The organism is Pedobacter sp. MC2016-24 (assembly GCF_015223055.1).
Lineage (GTDB): Bacteria > Bacteroidota > Bacteroidia > Sphingobacteriales > Sphingobacteriaceae > Pedobacter.
In genome coordinates this window covers 205,644-223,222 of the sequence record NZ_JADFBX010000002.1, presented here as the reverse complement: position 1 = coordinate 223,222, position 17,579 = coordinate 205,644, and the positions used below count along the sequence as shown (strand labels likewise).

General features: G+C 38.9%; 16 protein-coding genes. All 16 read right to left on the bottom strand.

The annotated features are described in order from the left end of the window. Window positions 1-3: 3 nt before the first annotated feature. Entirely contained in the window at window positions 4-1,464 is a 1,461-nt protein-coding gene (locus IM797_RS06600; RefSeq protein ID WP_194126320.1) for a RagB/SusD family nutrient uptake outer membrane protein, read from the bottom strand. Between the two features lie 16 nt (window positions 1,465-1,480). Further along, window positions 1,481-5,092 (bottom strand): SusC/RagA family TonB-linked outer membrane protein, encoded by a 3,612-nt coding sequence (locus IM797_RS06595; protein ID WP_194126319.1) that lies wholly within the window; start codon window positions 5,090-5,092, stop codon window positions 1,481-1,483. 33 nt (window positions 5,093-5,125) lie between these two features. Then, window positions 5,126-6,088, bottom strand: coding sequence for a FecR family protein (locus tag IM797_RS06590; protein WP_194126318.1), 963 nt, complete (start codon window positions 6,086-6,088; stop codon window positions 5,126-5,128). A 103-nt stretch (window positions 6,089-6,191) separates the two neighbouring features. Continuing rightward, entirely contained in the window at window positions 6,192-6,818 is a 627-nt protein-coding gene (locus IM797_RS06585; RefSeq protein ID WP_194126317.1) for an RNA polymerase sigma-70 factor, read from the bottom strand. A 171-nt stretch (window positions 6,819-6,989) separates the two neighbouring features. Beyond that, window positions 6,990-7,526, bottom strand: coding sequence for a DUF420 domain-containing protein (locus IM797_RS06580; protein ID WP_194126316.1), 537 nt, complete (start codon window positions 7,524-7,526; stop codon window positions 6,990-6,992). Window positions 7,527-7,536: 10 nt separating this feature from the next. Continuing rightward, a complete protein-coding gene (locus IM797_RS06575) occupies window positions 7,537-8,244 on the bottom strand; it encodes an SCO family protein (protein ID WP_194126315.1) in 708 nt (235 codons plus the stop codon). After that, window positions 8,244-8,594, bottom strand: a complete 351-nt coding sequence (locus IM797_RS06570; protein WP_194126314.1) for a cytochrome C oxidase subunit IV family protein — start codon at window positions 8,592-8,594, stop codon at window positions 8,244-8,246. Before IM797_RS06570 ends, IM797_RS06575 begins: the two co-directional genes overlap by 1 nt. A gap of 19 nt (window positions 8,595-8,613) precedes the next feature. Continuing rightward, window positions 8,614-9,321, bottom strand: coding sequence for a cytochrome c oxidase subunit 3 (locus tag IM797_RS06565; RefSeq protein ID WP_194126313.1), 708 nt, complete (start codon window positions 9,319-9,321; stop codon window positions 8,614-8,616). A gap of 30 nt (window positions 9,322-9,351) precedes the next feature. Further along, the gene (locus tag IM797_RS06560) at window positions 9,352-9,942 is read right to left on the bottom strand and encodes a cytochrome c oxidase subunit 3 (RefSeq protein WP_194126312.1); all 591 of its coding nucleotides are present in this window, start codon (window positions 9,940-9,942) and stop codon (window positions 9,352-9,354) included. Between the two features lie 10 nt (window positions 9,943-9,952). Further along, entirely contained in the window at window positions 9,953-10,828 is an 876-nt protein-coding gene (gene cyoE, locus IM797_RS06555) for a heme o synthase (protein ID WP_194126311.1), read from the bottom strand. A gap of 17 nt (window positions 10,829-10,845) precedes the next feature. Beyond that, a complete protein-coding gene (locus IM797_RS06550; RefSeq protein WP_194126310.1) occupies window positions 10,846-11,904 on the bottom strand; it encodes a heme A synthase in 1,059 nt (352 codons plus the stop codon). Between the two features lie 87 nt (window positions 11,905-11,991). After that, complete coding sequence (locus tag IM797_RS06545) at window positions 11,992-13,890, bottom strand: cbb3-type cytochrome c oxidase subunit I (RefSeq protein ID WP_194126309.1); 1,899 nt, start codon at window positions 13,888-13,890, stop codon at window positions 11,992-11,994. 21 nt (window positions 13,891-13,911) lie between these two features. Beyond that, the gene (locus IM797_RS06540) at window positions 13,912-15,144 is read right to left on the bottom strand and encodes a cytochrome c oxidase subunit II (protein ID WP_194126308.1); all 1,233 of its coding nucleotides are present in this window, start codon (window positions 15,142-15,144) and stop codon (window positions 13,912-13,914) included. A gap of 69 nt (window positions 15,145-15,213) precedes the next feature. Next, window positions 15,214-16,428 (bottom strand): quinol:cytochrome C oxidoreductase, encoded by a 1,215-nt coding sequence (locus IM797_RS06535; RefSeq protein ID WP_194126307.1) that lies wholly within the window; start codon window positions 16,426-16,428, stop codon window positions 15,214-15,216. A gap of 15 nt (window positions 16,429-16,443) precedes the next feature. After that, window positions 16,444-16,941, bottom strand: a complete 498-nt coding sequence (locus IM797_RS06530; protein ID WP_228098741.1) for a cytochrome c — start codon at window positions 16,939-16,941, stop codon at window positions 16,444-16,446. 100 nt (window positions 16,942-17,041) lie between these two features. Next, window positions 17,042-17,578, bottom strand: coding sequence for a DUF3341 domain-containing protein (locus IM797_RS06525; RefSeq protein ID WP_194126305.1), 537 nt, complete (start codon window positions 17,576-17,578; stop codon window positions 17,042-17,044). Window position 17,579: the final 1 nt, after the last annotated feature.

The following is a 17,579-nucleotide window of genomic DNA, read 5'->3' as shown; positions in this document are numbered from 1 at the left end:
TGATTAACGTGGATTTCTTTCAATTCCTGCCAACGTAGCTTGCTCAGGAATCTGGAATACCCTTCTTGGATCATTCGGACCTAAGGTTAGCGTGGTTAACAAATCAGCTGTTTTATGTACAACTGGAAGGTTGTACCTTAAAATATCAAACCACCTTAATCCTTCAAATAAGTACTCTGTCTTTTTAAAATCAAGTACTGTTTTTACAATCCCTTCTTTCAAGTTTACAGGTTTATAATAACTGGTGATTTTTGCAGCAGTAACAGTGTTACCCGCTATAATCCTTTTATTAACAAAATCTGTTAAATCTTTAAGGGATGCATCAGTATTCCCTAAATATGCATTTGCCTCTGCTCTATTGAACAAAACCTCCTCTGCTGAGAAAATAGGAATCATTGCGTAGCTTTCACCCACATCGGAATTTGGATTGGTTTTCACAAAATGTTCAGGAAATTTACTCGTATTCAAGGTAAACTCTCTTCCAGAAACTTTATAATCCCAACTTGCGCCGGTCACATTAGGACCAAACATTGTAGTATATAACAAATTATTTGTCAATGCATAACGATAAGAAGCCAGTGATCTTGCCCAACCGGTTCTAGTCTCTTGCAACAAAATATTCGCAGGATTATCAGCAGCAGTATAAAGCGCTTGTCTCGCACCATACTCTAAAGTTGTAAATGCCGGAATAACAAAATTTCTAAGATTAGCAGCAATATTACCACCAGCGAATACCAGGTTCGCATGCTCAACTACTTTTGCATAATCTTTTTTAAACAAGAAGAATCTGGCAGCAAAAGCATGTGCAGCAGAAGTCGTAAAATGGTATTTAGGGATCTTATAAGAATTATCATTGATCAATGGTAATCCTTCTGTTAAGTCCTTTTCAATCTGCTGATAAACATAAGCTACTGTTTTACGTGAGTATTTTTGAAATACAATAATCTCCGGTTCAGTAACGTAAGGAATTCCAGGATCAGTTTCGGCTGTAGCTGGATCATATACATGTGAAAACAACGTTACGAGCATAAAATGTGCATATGCTCTGGCAACAAGGGCCTCACCTGTTTGCGCAGTATAAGCCTGGGGATTTCCATTTGCCTTAATAGATGCTAAAGCTTGATTTGCCACAGCAATTGCTGCATAACATTCATTCCAGTAATTATCAGGAGAATCTGCATCGTTACTTTTAATGTCTCTAAAGTACCATGCATCACGATTAACTGGCCTTGCCGGTAAATCCTCGTCAGTTGCTGCAATACCCTTATCTTCGGCATTATCGCTGGCAGCTTCGCAAAAGGTAATATAACTACCTCTTGGATAAGCCGTAACCAACAATTCAGAAACTTTTGCTGGCGTATTAATTGTTGCCCTTAAATCCGGAGCCTGCTCTAAATACTTCTTGCAACTACTTGCTGAAGTAAGCACAGCTACTAGTGTTAAATATTTTATAGTGTTTTTCATTTCTAATCTGTTTTAATTATAATCCAACTTTTAACGACAAGGTAAATTGTTGTGGGATAGGTAATGCAACCCCTCCAGAGCTAAAGAATTCAGGATCCTGTCCATTCAGTTTCTTATCTGAATAAATCAGGAACAAGTTATTACCTACAACATTTAGTGAGGCTGTTTTAAATCCGATTCTGTTGATGGTTTGTTTCGGCAGCGTATAGCCAAAAGATATTGACTTAAGTCGAACAAATCCACCATCAGCCACGCGTTCAGTTGAATAATTATAAGCATTATACGGATAAGCTCCATTTAACGCCGTACGGTTTCTAGGATCTAAAATCGATGGTGTTCCCGAATCTCCATAAAACAGGAAGCGATTTAAGAAATCATTCGGCGTTGCATCCAAATCAGAGTAAACATTTTTATACGCTGGATTTAAACGCACTTTATTACCGGCACTAAAGGTAAGCAATACCGATGCTGTGAAATTTTTGTAATTGAAAGAGTTATAGAAACCCCCATTAAACAAGGGATCAATCGGTCCTTCATATTTCAGATAATCAGTAATTGTACTCTGCAAATACACTTCGTTACTTAATTCCCCAGCTTCATTGATAAAGAACGGAACTCCATTATCTGCTGACAATTTTTGAAAATCTATGGAGTACAATCCTCTGTAAGGATGACCGATCTGAGGCCCGCCATCAGGTCCAACCTGATCAAAAATTGTTGGTTCTCCTTTTAAATTAGTGATTCTACCTTTGTTATATCCAAACGTAATTTGTGATTTCCAACCCCAGTTTTTTTCTCTTACGATATCGCCGCCTACTGAGCCTTCAATACCTTTTGAAATCATATCAGCATAGTTAGCATATTTAAGTACCTCACCACCAATTCCAGAATTTCTAATCTGACCGATTAAATCAAATCCACTTCTCCGATAGGCATCCACTGTCACATTCATCCTATTCTTAAACAATCCAACATCTAAACCTACGTTAGCCTCATACTGTTTCTCCCAGGTCAATTCAGAGTTCGCCAATGATGCAATTGTCAATCTATTTTCAATCTCGGACAAACGCGGACGTAATGTGCTTGAACTTCTAACAATTAAACTTGAATTAGTTGCATTCCCTAAACTGGCAGTCAACCCGTATGTTGCTCTAAGCGTTAATTTGCTAATGGTTTCCTGACGTTTCATAAACTCCTCTTCATCAGCATTCCAAGAACCACTCACATTCCAGGTTGGAAGCCAGCGTGCTTGAGCAGATTCACCAACTTGATTAGACCCATCATATCTAATGGTTCCATTAAGTTGGTATTTATTGTTATATGAATAAGATGCGGTACCTGCGAAGGCCACATAACGATCAAAATTACGCACCATTGAGTAATAATTGAAGTTACCTTCCACAGCTTGTTTAATTGCATTAGGATCAATGAAAGGGGTTCCACCTTTGTCATATTGGTATCCATAACCTGTAAACTGCGTATTCTGCCTATCTGCATAACGCAATTCTTGAGAGGCAAATACCCTAACAATGTGTTTTTCATTGAAAGTTTGGTTCCAATCGAGACTGTTTCTCACAAAGAAACTTTTCATAAAATCATCGTTGGTATAATAAATACCACCATTTGGAAGTACTGAAACAGCATACGCATCAGGATCAGTTGGATTTTTGTAAAGAAACCTATTGTTATCTCTGATAAATGAGTTTTCAGGATATACACCTGCACGGTAAGCATTCGCTGTATTTGAATCGTCAAATACTTTATGTTCCTGTCCACTTTTTGTATAACGATAAGAACCGAGGAAATTATAGGTCAAGTTTTTTAAAATTTTATATTGACCTTCTCCTTGTACTTTAAAATCTATTTGTGTTAGATCTAATGTGTTTTTCCTCAACTCATCAATAATGTTAAATGGCGCGTAATTTCTAGTAAAATACTCCAGATTTCCATTTTCATCATATGGAGTTAAAGTACGACTTGTATTCAACGCATAACTAAATGGATTCAAATCGAAGTCTCTGGAATACTCACCTGTAACCGGATTTGTGGTACGACCCAATGTTCCTGGCGCTTTCTGATCACGAACAGATCCTGTTGTAATTAAACCAAAACTAATTTTATCATTAATTTTCCAATTCCCTCTAACATTACCAGTAAACCTTTGTACTTTATCTCCTATAGTCCAACCATTATCTTTCAAATAACTTGTTGAATAATACATTTGAGATTTTTCCGTACCTGTTGAAACACTCAGGGAGTGTTCTTGCATGAATGAATTTTTAAATAGTACGTCAAACCAATCTGTATTTGCATTGGCATAGCGTGTTAAAAAAGAAGATCTTCCGTCTAACGTATTGATTACAGTGGGAACTGTTGATCCTGGTGCAAAGTCCAGGCTCTGAAATAATTTTTTATAAACCCCTCCGTTTGCCTCATTTACAGTGGTACTATAATTAAGTAAACCTTTGCGATACATCTCAGAATATACAGACATTTGGTCATAAGAGTTCATGATATCAAATGTTCTGTAAGTAGGTTTCAGATAACTAGATAAATTGGCTGTGTAAGAGATTGCAGGAGAGCCGTCACCAACTTTACCTTTTTTGGTCGTAATCAAAATTACGCCATTCATCGCCCTTGCTCCATAAAGAGAAGTAGCAGAAGCATCCTTTAAGATCTGGAAACTTTCAATATCATCAGAGTTTAGGCCTGCTACTGCAGATCCTAACAGGGTACTTGGATCTCCAGTTGAAAGTTGTTCATTAGAAACATTAACTACGTCCTCAAGTACAACTCCATCTACTACCCATAATGGCTTATTATCACCAGTAATTGATGTAGCTCCACGAACACGGATCTTAGGCGCAGCACCAAAAGTACCCGATACGTTTTGTACGGATACACCGGCAACACGACCCTCAAGCATTCTACTTACATCTGCAATACCATCACGTTTTGCATCTGCACCACTCAGCGTAACAGCTGATCCGGTAAAGAGCTTCTTACTGATGTTTTGATAACCAGTCGAGATCATAACCTCTTTCAACTGACTTACATCATCATCTAAAGACACATCAATTGACGTCCTTCCAGAAACGGCAACTTCTCTAGTTTTGTATCCAATTGCAGAAAAAACAAGTGTAGCCCCTTCTCTCACTTTAATCTGATAAAATCCATCTCCATTTGTAGAGACACCATTTGCGACGCCTTTTTCTTTAACGCTTACACCAGGAAGGGATTCTTTATCTTTAGTAGACGTAACATGACCTTTGACAATCAGTTCCCGAACAGTGACAGGTATAATAATTTTTTTAAGGATAACCTGTTTACCTACAATATTGTAATTGATTCCGTTTGCTTTAAGTGGTTCTAAATCGGAATTAATAGAGGTTAGTTTTGATGGTACATCAATACTCATCGATTTGTTGATCTGACTTGCGTCATATACAAAACTTACCTGATAGGCAAGTTCTATCTTTTTAAGGTAATTGTCGAGACGCTCGGCCACGAGCGGCCCCTTTTGCACGCTTTCTGCGCGAACTAATGACACGCAAAGGAGCGCACAAAGCAACCCGCCGAATAGGGAGTGACTCAGTCTTCGCATGGTCTTTTTGTAGTTTTTCTCCATAAAATAAATAGTTAATGATTGGTATTCAGTTGATTATAAGTTTTTAATATAAATAGCACTATCTTTTTGCTGTACCTGTATCGGATATGTTTCTTTAAGTACCGTCAGTACTTCATCGATACTGCTATTGTTAAATTTGGCATTTAGTTTTTTCGCGGTATTCATGTGATCCAATAGAATAACCTTCACGTTATAATAATTGCTTAATTCTCTGCAAACTGCATCCAGCGGCATATCTACAAAGTGAAGTTCCTTCGTCAGCCAGCCATTGGAATTAATACCGTTTTCCTGTGTCAGCTGATTCTTTATCAGGTTATAGCTCACAGCATCACCAGCAACTAAGATAGAGGGCGCGCTTTTTTGGTTCGGCGTAAACATTACCCTACCTGTTTTTACAGACACATCAATCTTACGCTCGGAATAGTCGATGTTAAATGAAGTACCCAAGACCTTAACCGTAGAAGGTCCTATCGAAATTTCAAAAGGATGCGCTGGGTCTTTAGTCACTAAAAAGAATCCACGTCCTTTGACCAGCGTAATGGGCCTGTTTTCACCAGTAAATTTATCGGGATATTGAACCGTACTATTTTCAGCAAGAATAACCTTAGTTCCATCACTTAACAATACAGAGTCGATCTGAGCACCAGTTTGTTTAACCAGGTAATTAACCTCCACTTTCTCTTTATACATCCAGAAACCAGCAGCCAATAGCACTACAGCAGCAGCAATTTTTGGCCATAGAGAACGACTACGGGCAGGAACAGCGCTAAGCTCAGTCAGCTGGGTCTTAAAATTAACAGCGGAGTTCCTCACATTAACCCCTTCCAGTCGCCTGGTTTCAGCAGCAGCATCCCAAAGCATTTTCGTGGATTGAAAATAGGCTTCATTTTCTGCAGATGCTGCCCTCAACTGGTTAATTTGGTCAATTAAAGCGGGGTCTTCTGGTTCGTTAAGATACTTCAGGATGATATCCTGAATGGGTAATTTTTCTTGCAAGTGATTTCTGTTTTTTTATATAAGACAAATGGATGACTAAAAACCCCTAGTCACTTTCTATAAAAAAACGATCTTTTTGAAATAAATTTCGATTAAGCTTATGTTAATACAAATACACGGCCATTAAACTGAAGTATTTATACCTGCTTTTACCCGTATTGACGTCCATCGCCTGTTCGAGAATACGGGATCTGAGAATTTTAAGTGCATTTCCCATGTGATTTTCTACCGTTTTCTCTGAAATGCCGAGTTGACCGGCAATATCCCTGTATTTAATGCCCTCCAACCTGCTCATTTTAAAAACCCGCTGGCATTTTTCAGGCAACAAGGCAATTTCGTCGTATAAAAGGACAATCAGTTCATTGTGGCTGTCTTGTAAATCCAGATCTTCCGGAGAAATATTTTCTGCAATCTGCAAGTGGTGCTTCTCGATGTTCCTTTGACGGTTGATATAATTGATTGAAGAATTGACTACACTTCGGTACAAATAAGCTTTAATAGATTTAATCTCCAAAAGAGCGTCCTGATCCTCCCATATCTTTAAAAAAACATCCTGTACCAGCTCTTCAGCAACTGGAATGCTTTGAACATACTTATCAGAGACCAATATGAGCTTTCTAAAGTTGTCCAGATAGAAATTCGTGAATGCATCTTTATCCCCATCAGCAATCATTGACAGCAAATCTTGCCCTGTGGCAATAGCATCAGTCGCTTTTTTGTGGATCTTCATGGTCCTTTTAACATTAGGGATGATTGAAAGGTTAATGAGTTTTAAAACCCCAATTTACAACTTATGGCGCAAAATTGTGCCAAAAAAGCCTACAGTTTTTTTAAAAGGCAAAAAAACGCTTCCCCATTTGCAAAATCAAATAGATAATCAGAGAATAAAAAAAATAAAAAGCTAGTATATGTAATAAGGAGAAATCATCAGATAAACCACCACACCCGTAACAGCCACATATAACCAAAGCGGAAAAGTGATTTTTGCTATTTTACGGTGCCTGTCAAAGCGTTCCGCCAAGGCCCTGACATAAGTTACCAGCACCAGCGGAATAATGGCTATAGAAAGCAGGATATGCGTCAACAGGATAAAGAAGTACACATACTTCACAGCGCCGTCACCGCCAAATTTGGTCGAGGGTGTAGTCATGTGGTAAGCGATATACAATACCAGGAACATTAAGGAGCAGCCAATAGCCACTTTCATCAAGTTCTCGTGTAATTTTAATTTTCCATTTTTAACCGCCCAAACAGCTACAACCAACAATACGGCAGTAATACCATTGATGGTTGCGTAAATTGGCGGCAACATTGGTAAGGGAGTTGCATTGGGAATTTTAACAAAAAATAAAATGGCTACTGCAACGGGAATCACCACAGATAGCAGGATAATCCACTTATTGTATTTTTTTTCTATTGAATCTTTTGCCAAACTCATAATTCACTCCTTATCTTCCGTCTTTGTTATTTCTTAATTCTTCTGTAATCAGTACTTTAACCTCGTCATCTAATTTAGACAAGTCTTCCTGACTACTCACTTCATAGTACCCACGTATGCGATGCTGAGGATCCAGCAACACAAACATATTACTATAGGTGAACTTCAACTCACCTTTTTCTTTTTCTTGCAACGCATCAACCAATAAACCTTTATTGATGAGGTTAAACATTACCGTACTATCGCCAGTCAGCAAGTCCCATTTACCAGCATTTGCGCCAATGGTGTTGCTATATTTAGCCAAAACAGCTGGTGTATCGTGTTGCGGATCGATGCTCAAACCAATAAAGTTGACTATCTTATTTTTCGAATAGGTATGGTGATATACTTTCATCGCCTTATTCGCAAAGTCTACAGAACCAGATGGCTTGCTGGCATAAAAAAGGTTAACAATCAGTATCTTTCCTTTATAATTTTCTAAGCTAACACTGTCTCCGACCTGATTGGCTAACTTAAAATCATTCACCTGGTGATAAATGGTATCAGGAATTTCTTTACCTCTAACCGAATGAAAGGTAGTAGCCACTTTTTTGGGACCAAAAAAAGGCAAAGGCTTGTACCTGTTCTTGCCCTGATCCTGTAGTAAATAATACAAAAATCCTGGTACCGCTAAAATGGTGACCAGGATTAATATTTTTTTTATTAGACTGCTATTCATTAAACAAGTGGCATGTGAAGATGCAAATAGCCACCTTCAATCAGCATCAATACAATGAAATAGAAAATAAAAATAAATGAAACAGACAATACAACCTGTAAGCCCACTTTCTCAAATTTAAGGTGCATGAAATAAGCAACAATATAAAACGCTTTCAATAATGTTAAAGCGATGTATACGTAGTTACCAATATGCTGAGACATGTGCTTACCTGGGATTGCCCATAAGGCGATGATAAACTCAATAGCTGTAATCAACACCAAAATACCCAATACTTCAAATATTTTCTTTTTGGTTAGACCTGCATGCTCACCATGTGCATGCTCGTCTGTATGTGAATGTTCTGACATAATATTTTAAATTGAAGAATTAAACCAAATAGAAGAATGTAAAGACGAATACCCACACCAGATCAACAAAGTGCCAGTATAAACCAACTTTTTCAACCATTAAATAGTGTCCGCGTTTTTCAAAAGTACCATTAATGGTCATGCATAAAATGATGATATTAATAACTACGCCACTAAATACGTGGAATCCGTGAAATCCGGTGATGGTAAAGAAAAGGTTAGAGAACTGCTGTGCAGAAACAGTAGATACCTCACCTGTAAATAATTCCTTTAAAGTTTCATGATTAGGAATTTTACCCCAACCAAATCCTTCATGGAATAAGTGAGTCCACTCTAATGCCTGGCAACCTAAGAACATGAAACCGAAAATAATGGTTGCGACCAACCACCAGATTACTTCTTTCTTAGAACGTCTGTGACCGGCCTCTACAGCCAATACCATAGTTACAGAACTTACGATCAAAATGAAGGTCATGATACCTACGAACACCAATGGCGCACCTTTATCCAGCAAGCCAGGAACCGATTGGAAAACCAGATCCGGATCAGGCCAGGTAAATTTTGAAAAGCGCTGCGCTCCGTAATAAATCAATAATGATGAAAAAGTGAAGGCATCAGAAAGCAAGAAAAACCACATCATTAATTTGCCGTACTCTACAGACCACGGCGAGCGGCCTCCGCTCCATGGAGTGGTTTTTACCTGATCTAATTGTGATAGTGAACTCATTTTATAAATTGTAATAGTTTGTTAAAAAGTCTAACTGTTCAAAAGTAAAAAAACATACAGATATATCCATAATATATCTATAAAATGCCAAAATATCGAAGCAATTTCCATCCGGAATTTGCGCTTTTCTAAAGATAAGCCGGTATAGGCACCAAAAAGGTTGCTAAGAATGAAACAAAGGCCTGCAAAAATATGCAGTAAGTGGAAACCTGAAACGATGTAAATCATCGAAATGGCCGCATTGTTATTCACCAAAACGGCACCTGTATGGAATAAAGCCGACCAGGCATCAAATTGCAGATAACCAAAAGCCAGACCCAATACCAGGGTAATCCATAAGAATAACTTTTGCGCACTGATGTTATCCTTTTTCAAAGCTTTTGAAGCGAGGAATAAGAATAGACTACTCAGCAACAGCACAACTGTACTGTAAATAAAAACATCCGGCAGCACTAAACCATGTCCCTTACCTTTCGATGCCGCAAACACGATGTAATAACTAGTCCAGCCACCAAACATAATGGTTGATGAAACGATAAACAGCCAGATCAGGAACTTTTTAGGCTTACCATCAAAGCCCGTACCTGCACTTAAATCCTGTTCTTTTAATGTATGTACCATATTTAAATTATTATCCTAAAAAATCAAACAACAAAACCAACTGCACCAGGGGCAGATAAAAGAAAGAGCAAAACATCACTTTCCTGGCACTGGCGAGATCCAGGGTCTTCCAAAGCTTAAATCCAAGCCAGGCAAAAACCAAACCTGCAATCAATGAAACACCCCCTATATAATACCCCCCAAAGCCATAAAACGTTGGCAATAAACTAACCGGGATCAAAATCAATGTACTTAAAAAAGTAATGAAAGCACTTGTCTTATCCCTTTTGGTGGTCGGTAACAACCTAAAATCTGCTTTCTTATAGTCATCATCCAGTACCCAGGCAATTGCCCAAAAATGTGGGAACTGCCATACAAACTGAATCAAAAATAAAATCACCGCAATCTTGTCAATCTTTCCATGAGCAGCCACATAACCAATTAGTGGTGGCAATGCACCTGGAATTGCGCCAACAAATACAGCAATCGGAGATTTACGTTTTAAAGGAGTATAAGCAAAGGCGTATAAAAAAATAGAGAATACCGATAACAATCCGGTTTCAATATTCAGTTTCCCCAATAACCAGGTCCCCAATAAACCCATGACCAATCCGGATACCAAACCTTGTCCCGTAGTCATATGCCCTGCCGGCATCGGACGGTCTTTAGTCCTGGTCATCAATTTATCCAGATCTACTTCAATCACCTCGTTAAAACAATTGGCAGCAGAGGTTACTAAAAATCCACCAGCAATCAGAATCAACCAGTTTGTCCAGTTGATACCTGGGATCACTCCGTCAATTGGAACCTGACAGCCAATTAAAAAAGTAACCGAAGCCGAAAATACGACCAGAAAGGTTAATCTGAACTTAATGAGCTTGGAGAAATCTGCTAAAAATTGTTTCAATTTATATATAATTAATACTACTTATTGTATGTGTCAGTCCTGTAAACCAAAAGATATAGGTAATACTGTAAAGTAAATAATACCGTAGAAAACAGGATGTGTGCTGCCTGTGCATAAGGAGGCAGCGCAAAGTTAGATAATAATAAGCCAGTTACGATCTGAATAATCAGAACTATGGCAATTGAATTACCAACCATTAAAGCTGCGGCCTTACCATTGAACCTATCTTTTACGATTTTGTAGATGACTACGTTTGAAATCAACACGAACATGGCCATGTCCCTGTGGTAAGAGAACATATCGCCGACTTTACTCACCCAGGTTGAACGGCCATTGTAAAGCAAGCTTTTCGAAATCTGATCAATCGCCTCCCGAACCTCAGTCCCCAGTACAATCTGAATTACAGTCAGTACAATAGAAACAAAAATCAGTAGTTTCAACCAAATGATGTTAGACATGATCACAGTGGTTTGCTGCCCCAACTGCCTGGCATAATTATAGGTATAAACCAATATGGCCAAAATGACCAGGGCCAGCAGCATATGTACAGTAACCACCCAGGCCAATAAATTAGTAGAGACTACGATCGATCCAAGCCAGGCCTGAAAACCCACCAGCAGAACGTTAAAAATACTGAGTAGTATAATCCGCTTAGCACTTTTACGGTAAGCAAAAGAATAAATGACCAGGCCCAGCAATAAAAATCCTGTCAGGGCCCCCATCAACCGGTTCAGATACTCTGTCCAGGTTTTGGCTGCATTAAAAGGCTCATGCTGTAAAATCGATTGATCGTGTCTGATGCTGTCCGCAAGATGCGCTTTACCCATCCGTTCCAGGGTTTTGGCAAAACGTTCATTCTTCGCCACGCGCTCAGCTACATATTTTGTATCGTAATTGGCAGGAAGCTGCGATGCCGATGTAGGTGGTACATACTGGTCAAAACACTTTGGCCAATCCGGACACCCCATGCCCGACCCCGTACTTCGTACGATCCCTCCTGCCAGAATCAGCAGTAAGGTTACAACTATTGTGATGAGGTTTAACCGGATAAATCTCTTTTCAGATTTAGCAACCATGGTGTGTATTAGAGTTAAAAAAAATGAGGTATCTGTTGTAAGTATTTACCTACTGCAGATACCCCATTATGTATTAGGAACTATAAACTAGTCTAATTTTGATGCATCTGTAGAAGAAGCGTTCTTATTTTTAGCTTCCCATTCTCTCTGGATACGCTCAGACTCACTATTGCCCTCAAAATCATGTGGCATGTTAGAAGTCATCGTTTGAGAGAAAGGAACAGTCTGAGGAATGAAATCCTCTTCAGCACCTGGCTTGCTATAATCATATGGCCAACGGTATACTGTTGGGATCTCTCCTGGCCAGTTACCATGGATACGCTCAACCGGTGTAGTCCACTCCAAAGTATTTGCACCCCAAGGGTTTTGAGAAGACACTTTACCTTTGAATATAGAGTAGAAGAAGTTGAACAAGAAAGCTACCTGAGCCAATGCTGCAATGATAGCAGACCAGGTTACCAGGATATTTACCGTAACCCATTTGTGCATGAACTCAAATTCAGTAAATGCATAGTAACGACGAGGTACACCATCCAAACCTAAGAAGTGTAATGGGAAGAATACCAGGTAAGCACAAATAAATGTAATCCAGAAGTGCAGGTAACCCAATTTAGAATCCATTAACCTTCCGAACATTTTAGGGAAGTAGTGGTAAACACCTGCCAACATACCAAAGATCGCAGCTGATCCCATTACCAGGTGGAAGTGGGCAATTACGAAATAAGTATCGTGTAAGTTGATATCCAAAGAGGCATTACCTAAGAAGATACCAGTTAAACCACCAGAGATGAAGAAAGATACCATACCGATCGCAAACAACATCGCCGGAGTGAAACGGATGTTACCTCTCCATAAAGTGGCCAGCCAGTTGAAAGTCTTAACCGCAGAAGGAACCGCGATAATCAATGTAGTGATCATGAACACACCACCCAACAATGGGTTCATACCTGTTACGAACATATGGTGACCCCATACGATAAAAGATAGAATGGTAATACCGATCAAAGAGTAAATCATCGCATGGTAACCGAAAATTGGTTTTCTTGAATTCACAGACATGATCTCTGAAGACAAACCCATCGCTGGCATGATTACAATATATACCTCCGGGTGACCTAGGAACCAGAATAAGTGTTGCCATAAAATTGGCGATCCACCTTCATTTGGCAATACCTGAGTACCCAATACAATGTCAGAAAGATAAAAACTGGTACCGAAGCTTCTGTCGAAAATCAACAATACCACACCTGCTACCAATACTGGGAAAGATAAAATACCTAAAACTGCAGTCAGGAAGAACGCCCAGATGGTCAATGGCATTTTCCACATATCCATACCTTTAGTACGCATGTTCAGGATTGTACTCACATAGTTGATACCACCCATTAAAGAGGAAGCAACGAAAAGTACCATACTGATCAACCACAAGGTCATACCCAAACCAGATCCGCTAATCGCAGTTGGCAAAGCAGATAATGGCGGATATACCGTCCATCCAGCACTCGCCGGTCCTGTCTGTATGAAGAAAGAGCTCATCATGATCACACAGGCTGCAAAGAAGAACCAGTAAGAAAGCATGTTCAGGAATGGCGAAGCCATATCCCTTGCACCAATCTGAAGCGGGATTAATAAGTTACTAAAAGTACCACTCAAACCAGCAGTCAATACAAAGAATACCATGATGGTACCATGTATCGTTACCAATGCCAGATAAAAATCAGGCTTGATACGACCACCTTCAGCCCATTTTCCTAAAAACGTTTCCAGAATAGGGAAGTTCTTTTCAGGCCAGGCCAGTTGTAAACGGAACAATATCGATAAGCCCATGGCAATAACAGCCATAATAATACCTGTGATCAGGAACTGCTTAGCAATCATCTTGTGATCCTGACTAAAGACGTATTTCGTTAAAAACGTCTCTTTGTGATGCCCATGATCATCATGGTTATCGTGGTTATGTGTATCGTGTAATGATATAGTTGACATAATGTGCTATTCCAGTATTAATTATTTTAAAGCTATTTGATTTGTTTTAACCGCTGCAGTATCTTTTGCTACAGAATCAGCAGGCTTAGCCACTGGAGCTGCTGCCACTGGCAGGTTAAATTCCTTTCTCAAGTCGTCGGTTAAATAAGTTGGCTGTTTCTTCAACCAGGCTTCGTATTCAGCCATAGAAACAACTTTAACTTCTTTTTGCATTTTATAGTGACCATCACCACAGATCTTGTTACACAAGAACAAATACTTGAAAGCAGGATCATTTGTCTTAGCTTTCATTTCTTCAGTTGTAATGGTTGGTGTAAATTCAAAATAAGAAGTCATACCAGGAACAGTGTTCAACTGAACCCTGAAATGCGGCATATAAAAACTGTGAATTACGTCTTTACTGGTCAGAATTAAACGAACTGGTTTATTTACTGGAATTACCATTTCGTCTGCCGACTGATCATCCAGATTATTTTTATCCTTAAAGTCCATTCCCAATTGGTTCAGGGAATTGATCAGTTTGAAGTTTTTAACCCCAACGATACCATCCGGACCTGCATAACGAATTGCCCAGGCAAATTGAGAAGAAGTTACTTCAATACTAATTGGCTTGTTGTTCGGATCTTCAATTTTGTAGAAGATAGATCTCCAGGTTAAGAAACCCATTAATACCAGTACAGTCAATACCAAAGCAGGAACGATTGTCCAAACACGCTCAATCGTATTGTTGTGTGGATAGTAATAAGCTTTTCTTTTACCAGTATGTTTATAGATGTAAGAGAAACCGAATAAAAGAATGTGCGTCGAAATGAAAACAATAGTCGTCAAAATCAAAGTGATGTTAAACATCTGGTCGATCTTCTTACCGTGCTCTGAAGCTGCTTCCGGTAAAATCATGTTACCATGAACCGTATACTCCCAGTATACACCATATAAACCTACAACCAGGAACAATGCAAATAATGTTCCGTTGATCGTGTTCCAGTTTAATCCTTTTGGTTTATCCTGAGCCTTACGGGTTAGTTCATACACCGATAATGCTTTTCCAATGATTGCTACAAATAAGCAAACCAGCAGGAAAGCCAGGGCATAAAAAATAACCGTTTTGTAAATCGGCCCCATATCCACAGGTTTTACTACGGTTGCAGCGGCAGCGCCTGCCTCCTGGGCAAATGCGCTGGTGTTTGCAAAGGCAGTTAAAATCACTGCTAGTGCCGCTATTGTTTTGTTACTTATAAATTTTCTTAAACTCATTTCCTTAAAAGTAGTAACGCTGTACTTCTATTATACTATTATTTTATTATATGCTATTCAGATCACCTATTACAAGTGATGATTCAAACTTTCCTGTAAGAACGGGTGGTTCTTGGCAATCAAAGGTTTCTTACTCAAACCATTTAAAACCGTAAAGGTAAACAATCCTACAAAACCTACCGCGATTCCAACCTCAATAAATCCAAAAGCATGGTGTTCTTCAACAGTTCCAGGCATAATCATTTGGTAATAATCAACCCAGTGTCCACAAAGTACAATAATTGACACCGTTAATAAGATATTCTCCTGTCTCTTGTTATCCCTGTCCATCAACAACAATACCGGAGCCAGGAAGTTCAGGATCAGGTTCAGATAGAACCAGAACTCATAATGCTCAAATCTTTTGTAAAAGTAAACCGTTTCTTCCGGCATGTTTGCATAATAGATCAATAAGAACTGAGCAAACCAAACATAAGTCCAGAAAATAGAGAATCCGAAAATAAACTGTCCCAGGTTATGTAAGTGACTTTTGTTAACCCATTGCATATAACCTGCTTTTTTCAATAAAATCAGGATGATGGCAATTGTTGCTAAACTACTTACCCACATGGCAGCGAAGTTATACCAGCCAAACATGGTAGAGAACCAGTGTGCTTCTAATGACATTACCGTATCAAAAGCGAAAATTGGTGTAGTAAAACCGTAGATTACCAGGAATATACAAGAGTATTTAAAGCTCTTTCTGTAAGAATTCAAACCACCTTCTAAATCCTCATTGTTAGATAACTTAGCCAATAAAAGTGCGAAGATTGAATAGATTCCAAGAAAGATAACCTGACGTCCCATAAAGAACGGTACGTTCAGGAATGCTGATTTCCCATCGATTAATTTATCATAGTTTGGACTGCTTGGATCAGTTAAACCGTCAGCATGCCAGTGATGATATAAGTTATGTGTATATAAACCCAAGCCCATAACCACGATCAAAATAATCACAGCTACCGGTAAGGCCTTAGCCATTGCCTGAGGCACACGTAAAATAGAGGCAGACCAACCTGCCTGTGCTACAAACTGAACAGCAAGAAAAAATGCGCCCGACATGCAAACACATGCGAAGTAATAAGCCATTAGCAACAGGTTGGCGAAAGTACGCTCATGAAGCGACTCTGCAGAAAAACCGTAACCTATAGCCGCTATACCTACTACAATAGCGATTATACTTAAAGTTTTAGCTTTACCTGTAAACTCAAACTGCTCAGTTAAATTATAATTGTGAGTTCCCATTTATATTGTGCTTTTCTATTGTATTTTTTGTAATTGTTGAACATACATCACTACTTTCCATCTTTCGTCTGGAGAGAGCTGAGAGGCATGCGATCCCATATTATTTAAACCATACAAAATTGTATGATAAATCTTCCCTGCTGTTAAATCTTTCATTAAACCACCACGGGAAGAGTTAGCGTCACCATGATAGGAAGGAATTCCACTGATTTTTTCGATTTTAACCAAATGACCTTGTCCGTCACCTTTTTCTCCATGACATGGAGAACAGAATACGGTAAAGTAATGCTTACCTGCTGCCAGATTCTGCTCATTTACAGGAAATGGATTAACAAGCGTAGCACCTGCAGCTTCATATCCTTCTTTAGTATTTGGATACTCATCGTAACGGTTAAACCCTACCGGAGTAGTATGTGCCGGTGGCGTTTGCGCCGTCTGACCTTTAAAGCTTTTCAACATATCGTTGGTAGTAGAAACTGGTTGGTCCGGATTCAATGCAATCGGATCATACATATTCCTTGCGTATTCAAGGCCCGTACTTCTCTTATCCTTACATGCTGAAAATATAACAGCACTTGCAAGAATACAAAATGAGGCTAAAACGACTTTATTCTTATTCATAGCTAATATACTTCCTTTCATTATGCTTTACTTCCAAAGCACCAGCTTCTTTTAATAAATCATCAATTTTATTGTGCTCGGTATTTTGTTTTGCATCAACTGCAATGATAAACCGGTCGTCTGTTGCTCTTAGATCCATTACTCTTGGCGCTCTGCCCGGGAATAAATGTGTAGATGCATAATAAGAACCTACTAAACCAAAAGCACAAAACAAAATGGTCAACTCAAACGTAATCGGAATAAAATCCGGTAAAGCGAAGTGTGGCTTACCACCGATATTAACCGGCCAGTCCAATACTGCTGCGTAAAATACAAACGAAAGCATGGTACAGGTACCGGTTATGCCAAAGAAGAAAGCGGCAATGTCTAACCTTGAACGTTTAACTCCTAATTTAGCCTCTATGCCGTGAATAGGCATTGGTGTATAAACATCATGTATCTTAATGTTGTTTTCCTGTAATTTCTCGATGCCATGCATCATTTCATCAGGATCACCAAAACTGCCTAAAATATATTTGATATTATTCATT